Annotated in this window: 19 protein-coding genes; 15 read left to right on the top strand and 4 right to left on the bottom strand. The window is 74.5% G+C overall.

All coding sequences use genetic code 11. The annotated features are described in order from the left end of the window. Positions 1–65: 65 nt before the first annotated feature. A complete protein-coding gene (gene fabG, locus IEY37_RS05875) occupies positions 66–818 on the top strand; it encodes a beta-ketoacyl-ACP reductase (RefSeq protein ID WP_188940559.1) in 753 nt (250 codons plus the stop codon). A 162-nt stretch (positions 819–980) separates the two neighbouring features. Next, complete coding sequence (gene fabI / locus IEY37_RS05870) at positions 981–1778, top strand: enoyl-ACP reductase FabI (protein ID WP_188940853.1); 798 nt, start codon at positions 981–983, stop codon at positions 1776–1778. Positions 1779–1842: 64 nt separating this feature from the next. Here the strand turns inward: fabI and IEY37_RS05865 are convergent, their stop codons facing one another. Then, the gene (locus IEY37_RS05865; protein ID WP_188940558.1) at positions 1843–2619 is read right to left on the bottom strand and encodes an Rv1486c family protein; all 777 of its coding nucleotides are present in this window, start codon (positions 2617–2619) and stop codon (positions 1843–1845) included. A gap of 543 nt (positions 2620–3162) precedes the next feature. Between IEY37_RS05865 and IEY37_RS05860 the strand changes: the two genes are divergently transcribed. The 11 genes from IEY37_RS05860 (at position 3163) to IEY37_RS05810 (ending at position 15556) form a co-directional block, all read left to right on the top strand. After that, positions 3163–3993, top strand: a complete 831-nt coding sequence (locus tag IEY37_RS05860; RefSeq protein ID WP_229673962.1) for a DUF3097 family protein — start codon at positions 3163–3165, stop codon at positions 3991–3993. A gap of 172 nt (positions 3994–4165) precedes the next feature. Beyond that, on the top strand, positions 4166–4594 hold the full coding sequence (locus tag IEY37_RS05855; RefSeq protein WP_188940557.1) for an NfeD family protein: 429 nt from the start codon (positions 4166–4168) through the stop codon (positions 4592–4594). Positions 4595–4688: 94 nt separating this feature from the next. Next, positions 4689–6017, top strand: a complete 1329-nt coding sequence (locus IEY37_RS05850) for an SPFH domain-containing protein (protein ID WP_229673960.1) — start codon at positions 4689–4691, stop codon at positions 6015–6017. Positions 6018–6256: 239 nt separating this feature from the next. After that, positions 6257–7891: an ABC transporter substrate-binding protein gene (locus tag IEY37_RS05845; protein ID WP_188940556.1), complete on the top strand. Its 1635-nt coding sequence runs from the start codon at positions 6257–6259 to the stop codon at positions 7889–7891. Between the two features lie 52 nt (positions 7892–7943). Further along, on the top strand, positions 7944–8885 hold the full coding sequence (locus IEY37_RS05840) for an ABC transporter permease (protein WP_188940555.1): 942 nt from the start codon (positions 7944–7946) through the stop codon (positions 8883–8885). Continuing rightward, positions 8878–9786: an ABC transporter permease gene (locus tag IEY37_RS05835; protein ID WP_188940554.1), complete on the top strand. Its 909-nt coding sequence runs from the start codon at positions 8878–8880 to the stop codon at positions 9784–9786. Before IEY37_RS05840 ends, IEY37_RS05835 begins: the two co-directional genes overlap by 8 nt. Then, complete coding sequence (locus IEY37_RS05830; protein WP_188940553.1) at positions 9783–10625, top strand: ATP-binding cassette domain-containing protein; 843 nt, start codon at positions 9783–9785, stop codon at positions 10623–10625. Before IEY37_RS05835 ends, IEY37_RS05830 begins: the two co-directional genes overlap by 4 nt. After that, complete coding sequence (locus IEY37_RS05825) at positions 10622–11614, top strand: ABC transporter ATP-binding protein (protein ID WP_229673958.1); 993 nt, start codon at positions 10622–10624, stop codon at positions 11612–11614. Before IEY37_RS05830 ends, IEY37_RS05825 begins: the two co-directional genes overlap by 4 nt. Further along, positions 11611–12867 (top strand): M20 family metallopeptidase, encoded by a 1257-nt coding sequence (locus IEY37_RS05820; RefSeq protein WP_188940552.1) that lies wholly within the window; start codon positions 11611–11613, stop codon positions 12865–12867. Before IEY37_RS05825 ends, IEY37_RS05820 begins: the two co-directional genes overlap by 4 nt. Continuing rightward, entirely contained in the window at positions 12864–14075 is a 1212-nt protein-coding gene (locus IEY37_RS05815) for a P1 family peptidase (RefSeq protein WP_188940551.1), read from the top strand. Before IEY37_RS05820 ends, IEY37_RS05815 begins: the two co-directional genes overlap by 4 nt. Beyond that, complete coding sequence (locus tag IEY37_RS05810) at positions 14072–15556, top strand: aldehyde dehydrogenase family protein (RefSeq protein WP_188940550.1); 1485 nt, start codon at positions 14072–14074, stop codon at positions 15554–15556. The genes IEY37_RS05815 and IEY37_RS05810 overlap by 4 nt, the downstream gene beginning before the upstream one ends. A 39-nt stretch (positions 15557–15595) precedes the next feature. On the opposite strand, the gene IEY37_RS05805 is transcribed toward IEY37_RS05810, so the two are convergent. Continuing rightward, complete coding sequence (locus tag IEY37_RS05805) at positions 15596–16018, bottom strand: PNPOx family protein (RefSeq protein ID WP_188940549.1); 423 nt, start codon at positions 16016–16018, stop codon at positions 15596–15598. A 125-nt stretch (positions 16019–16143) separates the two neighbouring features. Between IEY37_RS05805 and IEY37_RS05800 the strand changes: the two genes are divergently transcribed. Beyond that, positions 16144–16893, top strand: a complete 750-nt coding sequence (locus tag IEY37_RS05800; protein ID WP_188940849.1) for an SDR family NAD(P)-dependent oxidoreductase — start codon at positions 16144–16146, stop codon at positions 16891–16893. Here the strand turns inward: IEY37_RS05800 and IEY37_RS05795 are convergent. Further along, positions 16890–18131 (bottom strand): sensor domain-containing phosphodiesterase, encoded by a 1242-nt coding sequence (locus IEY37_RS05795; RefSeq protein ID WP_188940548.1) that lies wholly within the window; start codon positions 18129–18131, stop codon positions 16890–16892. The genes IEY37_RS05800 and IEY37_RS05795 overlap by 4 nt on opposite strands. Before the next feature lie 159 nt (positions 18132–18290). Here IEY37_RS05795 and IEY37_RS05790 point away from each other — a divergent pair, with 159 nt between their 5' ends. Then, positions 18291–19046 (top strand): alpha/beta fold hydrolase, encoded by a 756-nt coding sequence (locus IEY37_RS05790; protein WP_188940547.1) that lies wholly within the window; start codon positions 18291–18293, stop codon positions 19044–19046. Between the two features lie 50 nt (positions 19047–19096). On the opposite strand, the gene IEY37_RS05785 is transcribed toward IEY37_RS05790, so the two are convergent. Continuing rightward, positions 19097–20563 (bottom strand): aspartate aminotransferase family protein, encoded by a 1467-nt coding sequence (locus IEY37_RS05785; RefSeq protein ID WP_188940546.1) that lies wholly within the window; start codon positions 20561–20563, stop codon positions 19097–19099. Positions 20564–20660 lie beyond the last annotated feature (97 nt).

The following is a 20660-nucleotide window of genomic DNA, read 5'->3' as shown; positions in this document are numbered from 1 at the left end:
GGGAGGGACACCGACCGGACGCAGCGCCCGGCCCGGGCGGCTGCCTGGACCCGGAGGTGCCCCGCGTGACAGCCGCGCCCGATGCTCAGGTCCCCGGCGGCGGCGCCGAGCGCACCGCCCGGACCGTCCTGGTGACCGGCGGCAACCGGGGCATCGGCCTGGCCATCGCCCGGCGGCTGGCCGCCGGCGGGCATCGGGTCGCGGTGACGCACCGGTCGGGGGAGGCGCCGGACGGGCTGGTCGGTGTCCGGTGCGACGTCACCGACGCCGGCTCCGTCGACACCGCGTTCACCGAGGTGGAGTCGCGGCTCGGGCCGGTCGAGGTCTTGGTGTCCAACGCAGGCATCACCGACGACACCCTGCTGCTGCGGATGTCCGAGGACACGTTCGAACGGGTCCTGGACGCCAACCTGACCGGCGCCTACCGGGTCGCCAAGCGTGCCGCGTCCGGCATGCTCCGCCGCCGCTGGGGTCGGATGGTCTTCGTCTCGTCCGTCGTCGGGCTCTCCGGTGGCGCCGGGCAGGCCAACTACGCGGCGTCCAAGGCCGGCCTGGTCGGGTTCGCCCGCTCGGTGGCCCGGGAACTGGGCAGCCGCAACATCACCGCCAACGTGGTGGCGCCAGGATTCGTGGACACCGACATGACCCGCGGGCTGCCGGAGGCCCGGCGCGCCGAGATCCTGGCCCAGGTGCCGGCCCGCCGGTACGCCGACCCGGCGGAGGTGGCCGCGGCCGTCGCCTTCCTGGCGTCCGACGAGGCCGGGTACGTCACCGGCGCGGTGCTGCCGGTCGACGGCGGCCTGGGCATGGGCCACTGACCGGCACCCGAGCGCGGCGGCTCTGCCGCCTGCCCGCGGGACGGCCCGCCCGGCGGCCCGTCGCGGCACCGGCCCGACGGCGCTGACGCACGACGGCATCCCATGACAGCGACACGGACCACCAAGACGGACACGGACACGGACAGCGAAGGAAGGAACGCCATGACCGGCATCCTCGAGGGCAAGAACCTGTTGGTCACCGGAGTGATCACCGAGGCGTCGATGGCGTTCCACACCGCCCGGCTCGCCCAGCAGAACGGCGCCACCGTGGTGCTCACCGGCTACGGGCGGCTGTCCCTGGTCGAACGCATCGCGCAGCGGCTGCCGCAGCCGGCGCCGGTGGTCGAGCTCGACGTCACCGACCGGGCGCAGCTGGACTCGCTGGCCGAGCGGGTCTCGGCGCACGTGCCGAGCCTGCACGGCGTGCTGCACTCGATCGGCTTCGCCCCGGCCGGCGCGCTCGGCGGCGACTTCCTGGCCACACCGTGGGAGGACGTCGCCACCACGGTGCACACGTCCGCCTACTCGCTCAAGTCGCTGGCCGTGGCGGCGCTGCCGTTGATGGACCGGGGCGGCTCCATCGTCGGGCTGGACTTCGACGCCCGGCAGGCCTGGCCGGCGTACAACTGGATGGGCGTGGCCAAGGCGGCCCTGGAGTCGGTGAACCGTTACCTGGCACGGGATCTCGGGCCGCGGGGCATCCGGGTCAACCTGGTCAGCGCCGGCCCGATCCGGACCATGGCCGCCAAGTCGATCCCGGGCTTCGCCGACCTGGAGAACGGCTGGGCGTCCCGCGCGCCGCTGGGCTGGGACACCAGCGACCCGACGCCGGTGGCTCAGGCCGCCTGCGCGCTGCTGTCGGACTGGTTCCCGGCGACCACCGGGTCCATGGTCATGGTCGACGGCGGCTTCCACGCCCTGGGCTTCGGCACCGACGAGATCGCGGCCGCCGCAGGCTGAGCCCCCGCGCCGGCGCCCGGGCGGGTACGGATCCCATCGGGTCCTCCGGCCGGGTGCCGGTCGGTCAGCGGCAGATGCGGCCGGCGGCGGACCCGGCGAGAGCCTGCACCGCGTGGTCGACGGCGGACCGGCGCCCCGCCCGCACGGCGAGTGACAGCGGCCGCAGGGCGTCGTCGACCACGGCCAGCTCCCGGCTGGTGACCGCCGCGGTCTGGTGGCCGGCCGCCACCCGCAGCAGTGCCTCCAGCGAGATGGCCTTGGCCAGCAACGCCGACGCCCGGCCGGGCGTACCCGGCGGGCAGTGCACGGCCTCGGCCAGCATGATGTCCCGCACCTGCTCGCGGACCTGCTCCGGTCCGCGCGCGATGTCGGCGGTGACCAGCTCCCGGGTGGCCTGGGCGATGGCCTCGTCGATGAGCTGCAGCGCCTCGAAGACCGGCGCGGCGGGCACCCGGCGGCCAGGACACCGGTAGGCGCGCCACTGGCCGTCCACCGGGACCAGCCCGAGGTCGAGCTCCGGGAGGACGACCACGGCCCCGGAGTCGAGCGCGGGCACCGTGACGTCGCCGCCCGGCGGCAGGCCGCGCAGGTCACCGGCGTGCGGGAGCAGCAGCTCCGGCAGGCCGCCCCGGGCCAGCAGCGGCAGGAGATCGACCGACCCGGCGCTCGGCGATCCGGGACCCGGCAGGCCGGTGGCCTCGGCCACGGCGGCCGACGCGGCCCGGACACCAGCGCGCTGGCCGGTCTCGTCGACGGCGGCCAGCACGTCGTCCGCGCTCTCGCCGCGCAGCCACGCGGACGCCCACAGGGCGAGCGTCGTGGCGGAGCGGACGGGCGACATGGCCGCCACCGTACGGCACACCCCCTGACAGTCCGGGGTGTCCGGGCCGCAGGACACTCCGAGGTGTCCGGGCCGCAGAGGGTGGCCGGCGTCCCACTCCAGAAGCGGCACATGCCCTGACAGTCCGGGGTGTCCGGGCCGCAGAACACTCCGAGGTGTCCGGGCCGCAGAGGGTGGCCGGCGTCCCACTCCAGAAGCGGCACATGCCCTGACAGTCCGGGGTGTCCGGGCCACAGAACGCTCCGAGGTGTCCGGGCCGCAAAGCGTGGCCGGCGTCCCACTCCAGAAGCGGCACATCCGCTGGCACTCCGAGGTGTCCGGGCCGCAGAGCATGGCCGGCGTCCACTCCAGAAGCGGCACACCCGCTGGCACTCCGGGGTGCCCGGGGCGCAGAGCGTGGCCGGAACCGACTCCGGGAAGCGCTATATCTGGGGTGCCCCGGGGCGCAGAGCGTGGCCGCCCGCGCACCGCGGGGACGGGCGCGCCGCGACCTCCGGGGTGTCGGCCGGGCTCCGGCCACCGGCCCGGCTACGGTCGGCGGCCGTGCCACCACCCTCCCGGTCCCTGCCCGATCCGTACGGCCGCGACGTGCTGGCGGCGCCGCGCCGGCGCCGCACCGTGCCGGAGGTGCCCGCCACCGGCGATGTCGTGGTCGAGGACGCGGCCACCGGCTTCTGCGGGCTGGTGGTGGTGTGCACGTCCAGCGCGGTCACCCTGGAGGACCGGGCCGGCCGGCGCCGGGTCTTCCCGCTCGAGCCGGCGCGGTTCCTGCTCGACGGCGAGCCGGTGACGCTGGTGCGGCCGGCCCCCGCGGCTCCCGCCGTCCGCCGGTCGGCCTCGGGGTCGCGGCATGTCGCCGGGCTGCGCGCGCGCACCGCCAGGGCGGCACGCGTCTGGGTCGAGGGCGTCCACGACGCCGCCCTGGTGGAGCGGGTGTGGGGCCACGACCTGCGGGTCGAGGGCATCGTCGTCGAGCCGATCGACGGCCTGGACAACCTCGCCGCCGCGGTCGCCGGGTTCGCTCCCGGACCCGGCCGGCGGCTCGGCGTGCTGGCCGACCACCTCGTGCCGGGATCCAAGGAGACCCGGATCGCCGACGCCGTCACCGCGCGCTTCGGCGGCGAGCACCTGCTGGTCGCCGGGCACCCGTTCGTCGACGTCTGGCAGGCCGTCACCCCGGCGGCCGTCGGCATCCGGGCGTGGCCCGACGTGCCCAGGGGCACCGACTGGAAGACCGGTGTCTGCGCGGCCCTCGGCATGCCGGACACCCGCACCATGTGGGGCCGGGTCAACGGGGCCGTCCGCGACTACCGCGACCTGGCCACGCCGCTGGTGACCGCCATGGAGACCTTGATCGACTTCGTCACCGGGTGACCGCCGCGTGATCACCGCATGATCACCGTCCGGTCTCCGCAGGGCCGCCGGAGGGGTCCGGGGACCGGTTCCGCCCCGGCCTGTCACGCCTTCATCACGATCTTGCGGCAAGTGCCCGGCGGGACCGTTCGCGCCCGGCAACCGTCCACCGGCCCGTGGCAGGATGGTCTGGATGGATCCATGGGTGTGGTTCAGCGGGGCGGTCCTGCTGTCCATCGCCGAGGTGCTGGGCGGCGAGTTCGTGCTGCTCATGCTCGGTGGCGGAGCGCTGGTGACCGCCGGTGCCGCCGTGTTCGTGCCCTGGTTGTGGTTGCAGTTGCTGATTTTCGCGCTGGTGTCGGCGGCCCTGGTCGTCGGCGCCCGGCCGGCGCTGCTGCGCCACTTCCGCGGCACCGCCGCCATCCGCACCGGGATCGACGCGGTGATCGGCTCCAAGGCCACCGTCGTGTCCACCGTGGACGCGGACCGGGGGCAGGTGAAGATCGGCGGCGAGGTCTGGTCGGCGCAGGGCGTCGAGGGACACCGGCCGCTGCCGCCGGGCACCCCGGTGACCGTCGTCGACGTGCGCGGCGCCACCGCGGTCGTCATCTGGGGACCATGACGGGCCGGAGCTCTCCGGCCCGGGCGGCGTCCCCGACCACGTCCCGGGCACTCCGCCCGGTGCGGCAGTCCGGCCAGGCAACGGGGGTGCAGTGGTGGAACCGGCTCTGATCGTCGCGATCGTCGTCGCCGTGCTGGTGGTGATCATGATCCTGCGATCGGTCAAGGTGATCCCGCAGGCGCAGGCGGCCGTCATCGAACGCCTCGGTCGCTTCCACAAGACCAGCGCCGCCGGCCTGGTCTGGCTGGTGCCGTTCCTGGACCGCATCCGCGCCCGCATCGACCTGCGGGAGCAGGTGGTGTCCTTCCCGCCGCAGCCGGTGATCACCGAGGACAACCTGACGGTCTCCATCGACACGGTCGTCTACTTCCAGGTCACCGACCCGCGCGCTGCGGTGTACGAGATCGCCAACTACATCGTCGGCGTCGAGCAGCTGACCACCACCACGCTGCGGAACGTGGTCGGCGGGATGACCCTCGAGCAGACCCTGACCAGCCGTGACGCCATCAACGGGCAGTTGCGTGGGGTGCTCGACGAGGCCACCGGCAAGTGGGGCATCCGCGTCGCGCGGGTCGAGCTCAAGTCGATCGACCCGCCGCCCTCCATCCAGGAGGCGATGGAGAAGCAGATGCGCGCGGACCGCGACAAGCGCGCCATGATCCTCAACGCCGAGGGCCAGCGGGAGTCCTCGATCAAGACGGCCGAGGGCCAGAAGCAGGCCGCGGTGCTGTCCGCCGAGGGCGCCAAGCAGGCAGCCATCCTGGCCGCCGAAGGCGAGCGGCAGTCGCGCATCCTGCGCGCCCAGGGCGAGCGGGCCGCCCGGTACCTGCAGGCCCAGGGGCAGGCGAAGGCGATCGAGAAGGTGTTCGGCGCGGTGAAGGCCGGCAAGCCGACCCCCGAGCTGCTGGCCTACCAGTACCTGCAGACCCTGCCGCAGATGGCGCAGGGCGACGCCAACAAGGTCTGGGTCATCCCGTCCGACTTCAACAAGTCGCTCGAGGGCTTCGCGCGGATGCTCGGGACCAAGGGCGACGACGGCGTGTTCCGGTACGAGCCGGCCAAGGACGACGACACCGACGGCCACGCCGCGAGCCGGCCCGGCGACATGGACGACGACGTCAAGGACTGGTTCGGCGGCACGTCGCCGGACGAGGTGGCCGCCGCGGTGCGCCGGGCCGAGCGTGAGGCCGCGCTGTCGGTCGACGACGACGAGGCCCGGGCCGCGCTGCACCGCGGTGTCCTCCAGGGGTCGGACCCGGCGGTGGTCGCGGGCGGTGCGCCGCAGCTCGGACGACCGGAACAGCCGTCCCTGCCGCCCGGTGCGGCCCCGGCGACCGGCGCGGCGGGCGTGCCGGTGACCGGCCCGACGTCGTCGCCGGCGGCACCGGCGACCGGGACCGCGGCGGCCGACGGGGAGCGGTGAGGACCGTCCGGCCCCTCCCTCACGGGCCGGTGCTGGCGCGGTGTGTCGGCCGGCACACCGATGGGTGCTTCCGGTCACCCGTCCGACCGGTGCGATGATGCGTCCCTGGCTGCTCGCCGGGCGGTGCCGTCGGCCCGTGCCGGCGGTGCGGCCGAGGTAGTGCGATCCGTGTAGTGCGATCCGTGTAGTGCGATCCGTGTAGTGCGTTCCAGCCAGTGCGACCACCGAGGAGAGACCCGATGACCTTGCGCCGGCCCCGTGCCCTGCTGGCCCTGCTCGTGGGAGCGGCGGTCGCGGTGTCCGCGTGCAGCGCCGGCTCGTCCGTCGCGGGCACGTCGTCCAGCAGCAGCTCGAGCAGCTCGAGCGCGTCCAGCAGCTCGGCCGGCGCCGGCGGGTCGAGCGCCGGCGGCGCGACGTCCGGGTCGTCCGGAGGCTCCGGCTCGTCCGGGACGTCCTCGGCAGCGCCCGTCTCCGACGCCTCGCTGTCGATCGGTTTCATCCTGGAGCCGACCAGCCTGGACTTCACCCAGGCCGACGGTGCCGCGATCCCGCAGGTCATGCTGACCAACGTCTACGAGACCCTGGTCAAGCTGGACCAGAAGGGCGACATCGTCCCGTCGCTGGCCGAGAAGTACGACGTGTCGGCGGACCGCAAGACCTACACCTTCACCCTGCGGTCCGGCGTGAAGTTCTCCAACGGCACCCCGATGACCGCCGACGACGTCAAGTTCTCCTTCGACCGGGTGACCACCGCGTGGAAGCCGGCCATCAAGGCGGAGATGGGCGTGGTGGCCTCCACCACCGTGGTCTCGCCGACCGTGGTGGAGGTGACGCTGAAGCAGCCGAGCAACAGCTGGCTGTTCGACATCACCGGCCGGGTGGGTGCGGTGTTCTCCAAGACGGGCGTGGCGGACCTGGCCACCAAGCCGATCGGGACCGGCCCGTACGTGTTCCAGACGTGGAACCGCGGCGACTCGATCGTCCTGCAGCGCAACGACGCCTACTGGGGCCAGAAGCCGGACGTCAAGACGGTGACCTTCAAGTACTTCAAGGACCCGTCGGCGATGAACAGCGCGCTGCTCACCGGCGGGATCCAGGTCGTCTCCACCGAGCAGACCCCGGAGACGCTGGGCCAGTTCAAGGACACCAGCAAGTACCAGATCGTCCAGGGCGCCACCGACGGCGAGGTCATGATGACCATGAACGACGGCAAGGCCCCGCTCTCGGACGTCCGGGTCCGCCAGGCGATCAACTACGCACTCGACAAGCAGGCCATCCTGCAGGGCGCGTGGTCCGGCTACGGCACGGTCATCGGCTCGCACGAGTCGCCCAACGACCCGTGGTTCGTCGACCTGGCGAACAAGTACCCGCACGACGTCGCCAAGGCCAAGGAACTGCTCGCCGCCGCCGGCCAGAGCAACCTGACGCTGAACCTGACGCTGCCGCCGGTGCCGTACGCGACCGCCGCCGCGCCGATCATCGTGTCGCAGCTGCAGGAGGCCGGCATCACGGTCAAGGCCAGCGACGTCACCTTCCCGGTGTGGCTGGACCAGGTGTTCGGCAAGGCCGACTACGACCTGACGATCATCAACCACGTCGAGCCGCGGGACATCGCGACGCTGTGGGCCAACCCCCAGTACTACACGCGGTACGACAACAAAGAGGTGCAGCAGCTGCTGGCCGCCGGGGACGCCGGGACGCAGGAGCAGTACGTCGCCGACTACAAGAAGGCCGTGGGCATCCTCGCCGACGACGCCGCGGCGGCGTGGCTGTGGTCGTTCCCGAACCTGATGGTGGCCGACGCGAACGTGAAGGGCCTGCCGAAGAACCTGGTGGGCGAGGCGTTCGTGCTGTCCGACCTGTCGGTGGCGTGACCGGCCCGGTTCCCGGGCCGGTGCGGCCGGCGACAACGGCGGGCTGACCGGCATGGCCTGGCAGATCGTCCGGCGGCTGCTGATCTTCGTCGGCAGCGTGCTGGTGGCCTCGCTGGCGGTGTTCTGGCTGCTCTCCGGCATCGGTGACCCGGCCAGGGTGCAGCTGGGCACCGGCGCCACCGAGGAGGGCGTGCGGCAGCTACGCGAGCAGATGGGCCTGAACCGGCCCTTCTTCACGCGGTACCTCGAGTGGCTGGGCGGCACGCTGCACGGCGACTTCGGCTCGTCGTACATCTCGCACGCGGCGATCGGGCCGCAGCTGGCCGACCGGCTGTCCGTCACCCTGTGGCTGGTGCTGGGCGCCATGGTGCTGTCCGTCGTCGTCGCGCTCCCGCTGGGCATGCTCGCCGCGCTGTGGCACCGGCGGTGGGCCGGGACGTTGATCTCCGGGATCACCCAGCTCGGTGTCGCGGTGCCGGCCTTTCTGGTCGGCATCCTGCTGATCGCGCTGTTCGCCGTCCGGCTGGGCTGGCTGCCGTCGGGGAGCTACGTCGTGCCGGCGCAGGACCCGGGCGGATTCCTGGAACACATGATCCTGCCGTGGCTCTCGCTCGGGCTGGTGCAGGCGGCGGTGCTCACCCGGTACGTGCGGACCGCCGTGCTGGACCAGATGGGGCAGGACTACCTGCGCACCGCCAGGGCCAAGGGGCTCACCCCGTGGCAGGCGCTGCTCCGGCACGGCCTGCGCAACGCGGCGATCCCCGTGCTCACCGTGCTCGGCGTCCAGCTGGTGACGATCCTGGTCGGCGCCGTGGTCGTCGAGCAGGTCTTCGTCATCCCCGGCATCGGGCAGTGGCTGGTCGACTCGGTCGGCAACCAGGACCTGCTCACCGTCCAGGCGATCGTGATCACCCTGGTGGCGATCGCGCTGGCCGTGTCGTTCGTGGTGGACGTCCTCTACACGCTCGTCGACCCGAGGTTGCGCCATGGCTGAACCCGTGTCCACGGCCACCGGGCCGGCGGTGTCGCCCGAGCCCGCCCAGGCCGCCGTCGCGCCGCTGCCCGCGGCCGAGCGGCGCCGCCCCGGCGCACTGCTCGTGACGGGCGGCACGATCGTCGCGCTGGTGGTGGTGGTGGCGGTGGTGTCCTTCTTCTGGACGCCCTGGTCGACCATCTACACCGACGTGCTGCACTGGCACGCCGGCCCGGGCACCGCCGGGCACCTGCTGGGCACCGACATCCGCGGCCGGGACGTGGCCTCGCTGCTGATGGCGGGCGCGCAGACGACGCTGTACGTCGGCCTGCTCGCGGTGGGCATCGCCGCGGTGGTCGGCACGCCGCTGGGCATCCTGGCCGGCATGACGTCCCGACGGTGGACCGAGGTCATCCTGCGGATCACCGACCTGTGGCTGGCCTTCCCGGCGCTGCTGCTGGCGCTGACCTTCGCGACGATCTGGAAGAGCTCGCTGACCTCCGCGATGATCGCCATCGGGGTGGCCACCATCCCGTCGTTCATCCGGGTGGTGCGCTCCGGGACGGTGGTGGTGATGTCCTCGGACTACGTCCAGGCTGCGCGGGTGGCCGGCCGCCGCGGCCCGGCGATCGCCGTGCGCCATGTGCTGCCCAACGTCATGGGACTGGTGATCGTGCAGGTGTCGGTGGCGTACGCCATCGCCATTCTCGCCGAGGCCGCGCTGTCCTACCTGGGCCTGGGCGCCGGGCCGACGACGCCGTCCTGGGGGCGGATGCTGTTCGAGAACAGCTCGTTGCTGCAGGCCGGGTATCCCGTCGTGCTGCTGTGGCCGGGGCTGGCCGTGGCGCTCGCGGTGCTCGGGTTCAACCTGCTCGGCGACGGGTTGCGCGACCGTCTCGACCCGCGGCTGGTGGGCCGGTGAGCCGCCCGGTGGGGCCGGCGCGCAACGGCGCCGCCGAGGCGGACGGCCCGGTGCTGCAGGTGTCCGGCCTGCGGATCGGCACCCGCCGCACCGAGCTGGTGCACGGCGTGGACCTGCGCATGGGCCGGCGCGAGCGGGTCGGCATCATCGGCGCCTCCGGGTCCGGCAAGACCCTGACCTGCATGGCGATCGCCGGGTTGCTGCCGCCGGAACTCGTGGTCACCGGGTCGGTCCGGCTGGCCGGGGTCGACCGGGACCTGGTCGGGGCTCCCGAGCGGCTGATGACGGGTGTCCGCGGGCGCCGGATCGGCATGGTGTTCCAGGAGCCGATGACCGCGCTGAACCCGACGATGACCATCCGGCGGCAGGTCGCCGAGGTCCTGCTGCGGCACCGCACGGTGCCCCGGTCCGCCGCCCGCCGGGTGGTGCTCGACCTGCTCGCCTCGACCGGGCTGCCCGAGCCGGACCGGATCGCCCGGTCGTACCCGCACCAGCTCTCCGGCGGCCAGCGCCAGCGGGTGGTGCTGGCGATCGCGCTCGCCAACGAGCCGCAGCTGTTGATCTGCGACGAGCCCACCACCGCACTCGACGTGACCGTCCAGGCCACCGTGCTGGACCTCATCCTCGAGCGCAGCGCCGCGGTCGACGCCGCGGTGCTGTTCATCTCGCACGACCTGGCGGTGGTGGCGACGGTGTGCGACCGCATCCTGGTCATGCAGGACGGGCACGTGGTCGAGCAGGGCGCCACGGTGGACGTGCTCGCCCACCCCGAGCACCCGTACACCCGGCAGCTGCTGGCGGACGCGGACCTGTCCGTCCCGGCGGGGGAGGCATCGTGACGGTGACGACAGCGGGACCCGACCCGGTGCCCGATCGTGCCGCGGGGGAGCCGGCGGTGGTCGTCGAGTCGGTCTCGCGCCGGTTCGTCCGGCGCCGCGGCCCGTTCCGGCCGGCGCGCGTGGTGGACGCCCTCGACGGGGTGAGCCTGACCGTGCCGCGCGGTGCCCGGTTCGGCATCGTCGGCGAGTCCGGCTCCGGCAAGACCACCTTGATGAAGATCATCGCCGGACTGGACGCCCCGACGTCGGGCCGGGTCACCGTCGCCGGGACGGATGTGACCGGGCGCAGCGGCCGGCAGCTGGACGACCTGCGCCGCCGGCTGCAGGTGGTGTTCCAGGACCCGATGGGCTCGCTGGACCCGCGCATGCGGATCGGCCAGATCGTCGCGGAACCGCTGCAGGCACAGGGCCGGCCGGGGGTTCGCGAGGCGGTGGACCGGGCGCTGCGGCAGGTCGGGCTGGACCCGGCGATCGCCGGCCGGTACCCGCACCAGTTCTCCGGCGGCCAGCGGCAGCGCATCTCGATCGCCCGGGCGGTGGCGCCCGACCCGGAGATCCTGATCGCGGACGAGGCGGTGTCGGCGCTGGACGTCACGGTGCGGGCCACCATCCTGGAGCTGCTGGAGACCATCGCCGCGGAACGGTCGCTGACCCTGATCTTCGTCTCGCACGACCTCTCGGTGATCCGCCGGGTGTGCGACCGGGTGGCGGTGCTGCGCGCCGGCCACCTGGTGGAGGCCGGCCCGACCGAACAGGTCTGGAGCCACCCGCAGGACGCGTACACGCGGGGACTGCTGGCGGCGGTGCCGACGCTGGACCGCGCGCTCGCCGCGGCGCGCCAGCGCGCGGGTGGTGCCGGGGGAACCGGGGTTGCCGGAGTTGCCGGGGGTACGGCGCCCGGGCGTGCGGGCGTCGCAGCAGGTGAGCCCGCGGGTGCTCCGGCCCGGCAGCGGGCGGGCGGTGACCCGGGTGCAGGATCGGGGTCATGACGGCCCCACCGCACACCTCGTCCAGCCCCGAGCACGGTCCTGACGGCGGCGACGCCGGCGTCCCCGACGTCGATGCCGAGGCGGTCGTCGCACTGACCCAGGCCCTGGTGCGATTGCCGACGGTCAACGCGGAGGGCGCGGCGGTGGTCGAGCAGCCGGCGGCCGACCTGGTGGCCGAGGTCATGCGCGGCTTCGGCTGGCAGGTGCACGTGGCCGAGGTGGCGCCGGGACGGCCGAACGTGGTCGGCGTCGTGCAGGGACGCCCCGGCGGACCGACGGTGATGTTCGAGGGACACACCGACGTCGTCACCGCCGGCGACCCGGCGCTGTGGTCGTTCGACCCGTTCGCCGGTGACATCGTCGACGGGCGGCTGCGCGGCCGCGGATCCGCGGACATGAAGTCGGGCGTCGCGGCGATGATCCACGCCGCCCGGGCAGTCGAACTGGCCGGCTTCGCGGGCCGCATCCTGGTCGCCGCGCTGGCCGACGAGGAGGGGATGATGCTCGGCGCCAAGTACTTCGCCGCGCACCAGGCGGCCGCACTGGCGCCGGAGGGCATCGCCGGAGTGATCGTCTGCGAACCCGAGGCCGGCGAGGTCTGCACGGTGGCCAAGGGCGCGATGCGCCTGCTGGTGCACGTCCACGGCGTGATGGCGCACGGCGCCATGCCGCAGCACGGCCGCAACCCCTTGCCCGCGGTCGGCGCCTTCCTGGTCGGCATGTCCGCCCTGCAGGACCGGCTGACCGCCGAGTTCGGCGACCACCCGCTGCTGGGCCGGGTGTTCGTGACGCCCACGGTGCTGGCGGCCGGCGATCCGGCGCAGATCAACGTCATCCCGGCGCTGGCCACGGTGGCGCTGGACATCCGCACCGTGCCCGGTGTCGACCACGCGGAGCTGCTGTCCACCATCGGAGCGCTGGCCGAGCGGGTGGCGGGGGAGAGCGGGCTGCGCGCCGAGCTCGTCGTGGTGGACGACCGGCCGCCCGTCGACACCCCGGAGTCCGAGCCGGTCGTCGCGGCGCTGCGGGCCGCGCACCGCGAGGTCACCGGCGTGGAGGCGGCCATCGGGGGAGTGCCGGGCACCACGGACGGGACCATCCTGACCCGCGACGCCGGCCTGGCCACCGTGGTCTACGGACCCGGCGGCAAGTGGATCGCCCACCAGGCCGACGAGTTCGTCGAGGTGGCCGAGATCGTGCAGGCCTGCCGGGTGTTCGCCGCGGCGGCCCGGCGGTTGCTGGTGGCGGCATGACGGCCACCGTCCCCGCCGGCCCGCCCGTCGCCGGCCCGCGAAACGCCCTGACCGACGTGGCCGGTCTGCGCGTCGGGCACCACGAGCGGTCCGACGGTGGCTACCTGACCGGCACGACGGTGGTGCTCGCGCCGCCCGGCGGCATGGTCGCCGGCGTCGACGTCCGCGGCGGCGCACCGGGCACCCGGGAGACGGACCTGCTGCACCCGACGGCCTCGTTGCAGCGGGTGCACGCGGTCACCCTCACCGGCGGCAGCGCGTTCGGTCTCGCGGCGGCCGGTGGGGTGGCGCTGGCGCTGGAGGAACGCGGCGTCGGGTTCGACGTGGGACCGGGCCTGGACGCCGCCGGTGCCGATCCGGCCGGCGGGCCGGCGGTGCCGCCGGTGGTGCCGATCGTTCCCGCGGCCGTGCTGTTCGACCTCGGCCGGGGCGGCGTGTTCCGGGCCCGGCCCGACGAGGCCTTCGGGCGGGCGGCCGTCGAGGACGCGCTGCGTGCCGACGCCGACCGGATGACCCGCAGCGGCCTGGTCGGCGCCGGCACGGGCGCGCTGACCTGCGGGATCAAGGGCGGCCTCGGCATGGCGTCCGCGGTGCTCGGCGGCACGGTCACCGTGGCCGCGATGGTGGTGGCGAACGCCGTCGGGTCGCCGCTGGACCCGCGCACCGGCGAGCTGCTCGGTGCCCGCTGGCTGCTGCCCGGCGACGCGCCGGACCTGCGGTCGCCCGATCCCGACGACGCCCGGACGCTGGCCGAGCTGGTCGCGACCCGGGACCCCTTCCTCACGGTGCCCAGCCGGTCGCAGGGCATCGAGGAAGCCGAGGAGTCCGACGACGCCGTGTCCGTCGGACCGGCCGGCACCTCCGACGGGGCGACGTCGATCCGGGCCACCACGCTCGTCGTGGTCGCCACCGACGCCACGCTGTCCAAGTCGCAGTGCACCAAGCTGGCCGGCACGGCGCACGACGGCCTGGCCCGGGCGCTGAACCCGGTGCATACCGCCTACGACGGCGACACCGTCTTCGGCGTCTCGACGGCGCAGGGCCCGGTCCCCGACGAGATCGGCCTGCACCGCATCCTCACCGTCTCGGCGGACGTCGTCACCCGGGCGCTGGTGCGGGCGCTGCTCGCCGCCCGCAGCGTGGCCACACCGGGCGGGAACTGGTCCAGCTACAGCGATCTCGCTCCGTCCGCGGTGGGGTCCCGATGACCGCGCCGTGGGTCGACCCTGGCCCGCCGACGGTCCCGCCGGCGCTGCAGGTGCCGGCCGACCGGTTGCCCGTCGGGCCGGACGGCGTGGCCGTCGCGGGCTCGGCGCCGGTGCGCTTCCCGTACGACGGCAGCACCGTGGCGGCGGCACCCGTCGGTGACGCCGCGCTGGCCACGCTCGCCGTCGACCACGCCGTGGCGGCCCGGCCGGCCGGCGCCGCGACCACCGCGGGCATCCGGCGGGCCGTGCTCACCGACGTCGCGGACTGGATGCGGCAGCACGGTCCCGCGCTGGTCGACCTCCTCGTCGCGGAGACCGGCAAACCGCGCGTCGACTGCCAGGTCGAGGTGACCCGCACGATCCTGACCTGGTCGCTGGCCGCGGAGGAGCCGGCCCGGCCGCTCGGCGAGACGATCCCGGTCGACCTGCTGCCCGGTGCGGACGGGATGACCGCCTTCTGGACGCGCCGGCCGGCCGGCGTGGTGGTCGGCATCGCCGGCTTCAACTACCCGCTCCTGCTCGCCTCGCACAAACTGGCGCCGGCCGTGGCCGCCGGCTGCCCGGTGATCGTCAAGCCGGCACCGACCACCCCACTGGCCACGCTGGCGCTGGTGGAGGCGGTGCGCGACGCGCTGCGCCGGCACGGGCGGCCCGTCACGCTGGCGCAGGCGGTCACCGGCGACACCGCCGTCGGTGTCGCGCTGACCACCGACGAGCGGGTCGCGGTGGTGTCCTTCACGGGGTCGGCCGGTGTCGGGCACGCCATCGCCCGGGCCGCCGCCCCGCGCAAGGTGCTGCTCGAGCTCGGCTCGAACGCCTCGCTGCTGGTGGCCGACGACGCGGACCTGGACGCGGCGGCCGACGCCGTGCTGCGCGGCGGGTTCTACGCGTCGGGCCAGGCGTGCATCTCGGTGCAACGGGTGATCGCGGCGCGCACGGTCGCCGCCGAGCTGGCCGAGCGGGTGCGACGCCGGCTGCCCGAGGTCCGGGTCGGCGACCCGCGGGACCCGGCCACCCGGGTGTCGACCCTGATCGACGACGCGGCCACCCGCCGGGTGCGGTCCTGGGTGGACGACGCCCTGGCCGCCGGCGCGACCGTCGCCGCCGGCCGGCACGGCGCCGACGGGCCGCTCGAGCCCCTGATCCTGGCCGATGTCCCGTCCGGGGTGGCGGTCTGGGACGAGGAGGTCTTCGGACCGGTGGTGTGCCTGCGCACGGTCGACACCTTCGAGGAGGGGCTGGAGCTGGCCAACCGGACCCGGTACGGGTTGCACGCCAGCGTCTTCACCCGCTCGCTGGCGCGGGCGTACCGGGCGATCGACGAGCTCGAGGTCGGCGGCGTGATCGTCAACGAGGTGCCGGGGTTCCGGTCGGACGCCATGCCCTACGGCGGGGTCAAGGACTCGGGCATCGGCCGGGAGGGTCCGCACTGGGCGGTGCAGGAGTTCACCGTGACCCGCACCGCCGTGATCCGTCCCTGACCAGCCGGCGTCCTCGACCTGTCCGCGGTCGGTCCGAGGTCAGCCGGCGGGAGGGGCCGGCGGCTCGGTCGCGCCGGCACCGGGCTCGGGCGCCAGGTCGAGGAAGTCGGTGACGTCGATCCACCCGAGCACGGCGCGGGGCGGGAAGGGGATGCCGGCGCGGGCCGGGTCGCGGTGCAGCTCCGGCCGCACCAGCCGGACGGTCCGGCCGCGGGTGACCAGCTCGCACCCGCCGGCCGCCAGCACGTTGCGCACCCAGTCGGCGTCCGGCCCGTAGGTCAGGGCCACGCGGTAGCCGCCGCCGGCGGACGGGAAGACGTTGACCGGCGTGCGGAACTCTCGCCCGGACCGCCGCCCGCGGTGGACCACCACCCCGAAGGTCGGCAGGTGGGGCGCCAGATGGCGGGCGACCGGGTTGAGGAACCGCCGGTTGAACCGGGCGACGGCCCGCGGGATCGGCACGGGGACCTCCGGGACGTCGGCATGCACTCTGGTTCACTGCAGCCAGGCCGCCGGCCGGCACGGTCGGCGGCACGACGAGTGTAGGAGGTCCGGTGTCCGGTGCGCTCTCCGAGCGGTACGGCTCGATGTTCGACCTGACGGGTCGGTCGGTGCTGGTGGTGGGCGGCGGCGGCATCGGCGCCGAGGTGGCCGCCGCGCTGGCCGCCCACGGGGCCGCGGTGACGGTGGCCGACGTGGACGCCGCCGTCGCGGCCGCCGTGGCCGAGCGGGTCGGCGGCCGGTCCGCCGCGGTGGACGTCACCGACACCGGGTCGGTGGCCGCGCTGGCCGCGGCCGGCGCGCCGGACGTGCTGGTCACCACGGTCGGCATGAACGTGCGGCGCTCGCTGGCCGGGTACTCCGACGCGGAGTTCGACCGCGTCCTCTCGGTCAACCTGCGTGGGGTGTTCACCCTGATCCGGGCGTTCGGTCCGGTGATGGCGGCGGCGGGACGAGGCTCGTTCGTCGCCTACTCGTCGATCCGGGCGCAGACCGTGGAACCGGGACAGGGCGCCTACGCCGCGACCAAGGCCGGCCTGGTGCAGCTCGTCCGCACCGCCGCGGCCGAGTTCGGGCCGTCCGGCGTGCGGTTCAACGCGGTCGCCCCCGGCGTGGTGGCCACCGAGCTGACCGGGCAGATCCGTGCCGACGAGGCGTGGTCGCAGGCGTACGCACGCCGCTCCGCGCTGGGCCGGTGGGCGGAGCCGGCCGAGATGACCGGCGCCGCCGTGTTCCTGGCCTCGGATGCGTCGTCGTTCGTGACCGGCTCGGTGCTGCTGGTCGACGGGGGCTGGACCGCGGTGGACGGTCGCTTCGACCCACCGCTGCCCGGCTAGGCTCGCGCGACGTCGGGACCGGCCGGTCCGGCTGCCGGAGCCGCCGCCGGCGCGACCACCTGGTCCGCCGGCAGCGGGCGGCCCAGCAGGTAGCCCTGGGCGACGCCGATGCCGAGGTCGACCGCGGCCTCGAGCTCGCCGGCGTCCTCGACGCCCTCGGCGAGCAGGACCGCGCCGATCCGGGCGCTGAACGCCACCAGTGCCGCGGCCATCGCCGCCCGCGCGGGATCCCGGTGCATGTCGTGGGTGAGGTGGTAGTCCATCTTGATGATGTCCGGCTGCAGCTCGACCAGGTGGCGCATGCCGGCGTAGCCGGCGCCGGCGTCGTCGAGCGCGAACCGCAGACCGAGCCCGCGCAGGGCGGCCATGCCGGCACGCAGCGCCGGGTAGTCCGCCACGTCCTCGTGCTCGGTGATCTCCACGATGAGCCGCCGCACCGGTCGGCCGGCGAGCAGCCCGGGCAGCTCGGCGGCCAGCAGCGCCTCCGCGGACAGGTTCACCGCCAGGTCGACGTCCTCGGGCAGCCGGTCGAGCACGGGCAGCGCGCACCGGACGGCGGCCAGTTCCAGCTCCACGCCGAGCCCCGCACGCCGCGCCAGGGCGAACCAGGCCTGCGGGCCGCCCGTGCCCTCCGGGAAGCGGGCGAGCGCCTCGTAGCCGACGACCACCCGCTCCGGCACGCGGAGCACCGGTTGCAGCGCGATGTCCGGCCCGCCGCGGTCCAGCACCGACCGGACCCGGTCGCGGGCCTCGTCGTCGTTCCGGCCGGCGGCCAGGCCGGCTTCGATCGAATCGGCCAGCAGATCGCCGAGCACCGCGAGGAACTCGGCGTCCCGGTCCTCCAGCCGGCCGTCCGCCGTCGAGCTCAGGCAGCACAGGCTGCCGTAGACGTCGCCGGCCCGGTTGCGCAGTGGCGTGCCCACGTACGACCCGATGTGCAGGTCGCGGGTCACCTGCAGCGCCGACGTGACGGGATGGGCGGCGGCGTCCGGGATGACCGGCGGCAGCTCCCCGGAGACCACCCGCCGGCAGTACGAGCCGGCGAGGCCCACCGCGGTACCGGGGTGCAGCTGCACACCGGGCAGCTCGCCGTCCACCGCGTCGAGGACGAAGGCGTCCTCGGTGAAGTGGGAGATCCAGGACAGCTGCATGCCGAGCCGTTCCCGGGCGAGCGCGAGCAGACGGACCGCGAAGGCGTTCTGCTCACCCTCGCGACCGGTGACCTGATCGTCGCGCACGGCGGTCCTCCGGAGACCTCGCGGTGCTGGCCGTCGGCCCGGCGGCGGACCGCGGCGAGGTGTCCCCCCGGACACCACAGCGTGCGATCCACGATAACCGGAGCGTCGCATCTCGGCCGGTTCACGGCGGCCTCATCGCCGTGGTGGTCGAATACGGCCATGACCTACGTCACCGTCGCCGGCCTCCGGACATGGCACGAGGTGACCGGTGACGGGCCGCCGGTGGTGCTGCTGCACGGCGCCTTCGCCGGCGCGTCGTCCTGGGGGGCGCAGACGCCGGCGCTGGCCGAGGCGGGCTACCGGGTGCACGTCCCGGAGCGGCGCGGGCACGCGCACACGCCGGACGTCGAGGGGCCGCTGACGTACCAGCTGATGGCCGACGACACGGTGGCGTACCTGGAGACCGTCGTGGGGCAGCGCGCGCACCTGGTGGGCTGGAGCGACGGCGCCGTGGTGGCCCTGCTGGTCGCCCGCGCACGGCCGGACCTGGTGGACCGGATGGTGCTCGTCGGGCAGTACTACAACTCGGCCGGCAAGGTCCCGGGCGGTCTGACCGAGGCCCTGCTGGCCGGCGGCGGCGACGCCCTGGCGTTCCTGCGGCAGGCCTACGACGAGGTGTCCCCGGACGGGCCGGACCACTTCACCGTCGTCTTCGACAAGACGGTGCACATGATCGCGACCGAGCCCGAGCTCGACCTGGCCACCCTCCGGTCGGTGACCGTGCCGACGCTGGTCCTGCAGGGGGACCGGGACGAGGTCACCGTCGCGCACAGCACCGCCGTCGTCGAGGCTATGCCGGACGCCCGGCTGGCCGTCCTTCCCGGGACGCACGCCCTGCCCGTGGAGAGCCCGGGAACGGTCAACCCCGTGCTGCTGCAGTTCCTCGGCGGGGGACCGCCCGCGCCGTTCTTCTAGGCACGCGAGCCAGGCCCGCCGGGCCTACGGGCGCCGGCGGGCCCGCCGGCTCAGAGCTTGGCGTCGGCCTCCGAGAGAGCCGCGTCGATCGCGGCCAGCCCCTCCCGGATCTCGTCCGCGGTGGAGATCAGCGGTGGCGCGACGTGGATCCGGTTGCCGGCCAGGAACGGCCACACCCCCCGCGCGCGGCACGCCGCGCCGATCTCCAGCATGGGCGCCAGGTCGGCACCAGCCGCGTTGAACGGCACCAGCGGCGTGCGGGTCTCGCGGTCGCGGACCAGTTCGATGGCCCAGAAAGCGCCCAGCCCGCGCACCTCACCGACCACCGGGTGCCGGTCGGCGAGCGCGGTGAGCTCCGGGGCGAACACCTCGGTCTCCAGGCGCCGGACGTGGCCCAGCACGTCGTCGCGCTCGATGACGCCGATGCTGGCGACCCCGGCCGCGCAGGCCAGCGGGTGGCCCGAGTACGTCAGCCCGCCGGGATAGGCCCGCTCGGCGAAGGTCTCGACGACCGCCGGTGGGATCACCACGCCACCCAGCGGCACGTACCCGGAGTTGACGCCCTTGGCGAAGGTGATCAGGTCGGGGGTGGCGCCGAACCGCTGGATCCCGAACCAGCTGCCCAGCCGCCCGAAGCCGACCATGACCTCGTCGGCCACCAGCAGGATGCCCCAGCGGTCGCAGAGCTCGCGGACGCCCTCGAGGTAGCCGGGCGGCGGGACCAGCACCCCATTGGTCCCGACCACGGTCTCCAGCACGATCGCCGCGACGGTGTGCGGTCCCTCGAACGTCACCACGTCCGACAGGTGCGCCAGCGCGCGCTCGGTCTCCTGCTCCGGGGACGTGGCGTGGAACGGCGAGCGGTACGGGTACGGGCCGGAGAAGTGCACTACCCCGGGGATGCCCGGCTCGGACCCCCAGCGGCGCGGTTCGCCGGTCAGCGTGATGGAGCCGGCCGTGGCCCCGTGGTACGAGCGGTAGGTGGACAGCACCTTGTGCCGGCCGGTGTGCAGCCGCGCCATCCGGAGGGCGTGCTCGTTGGCCTCGGTGCCGCCGTTGGTGAAGAAGACGTGCGAGAAGCCGGCGCCGGCGCGCTCGACGATCAGCCGGGCCAGGGTGCCGCGCACGTCGCTGGCGAAGGACGGCTGGATGGTGGCCAGCCGGTCCGCCTGCGTCTTGATCGCCGCCACCAGGTCCGGGTGCCCGTGGCCCAGGTTGAGGTTGACCAGCTGCGACCCGAAGTCCAGGTAGGAGCGTCCGGCGTCGTCGAAGAAGCGGACCCCCAGGCCGCCGGCCACGGGCACCGGGTCGATCCGCGACTGCGCCGACCACGAGTGGAACACGTGCCCGCGGTCGTCGGCGCGGGTGGCGGCGTCGGCGTCCGGGTCGGTGACCGGTGCGGTCACCGGGGGACGCCGCAGCACCGCGGCGATGTCGTCGGGCAGCCCGCGCGGGACCGCGCCGGCCACCTCGGGACCCGGGTGGCCGTCGCCGGTCTCGGTCAGCTGCGCGGTCATGCCACACCTCCGGTGGTTGTCGGATGGCGCGCACGACCGGCGCGCCGCACGGCCATCATCCCCCTCCGTGCATCCCCCTCCACGCGCGGACGGCGAT

The sequence above is a fragment of the Nakamurella endophytica genome (assembly GCF_014646215.1).
GTDB lineage: Bacteria > Actinomycetota > Actinomycetes > Mycobacteriales > Nakamurellaceae > Nakamurella > Nakamurella endophytica.
This window is presented reverse-complemented; position numbering and strand designations above follow the sequence as displayed.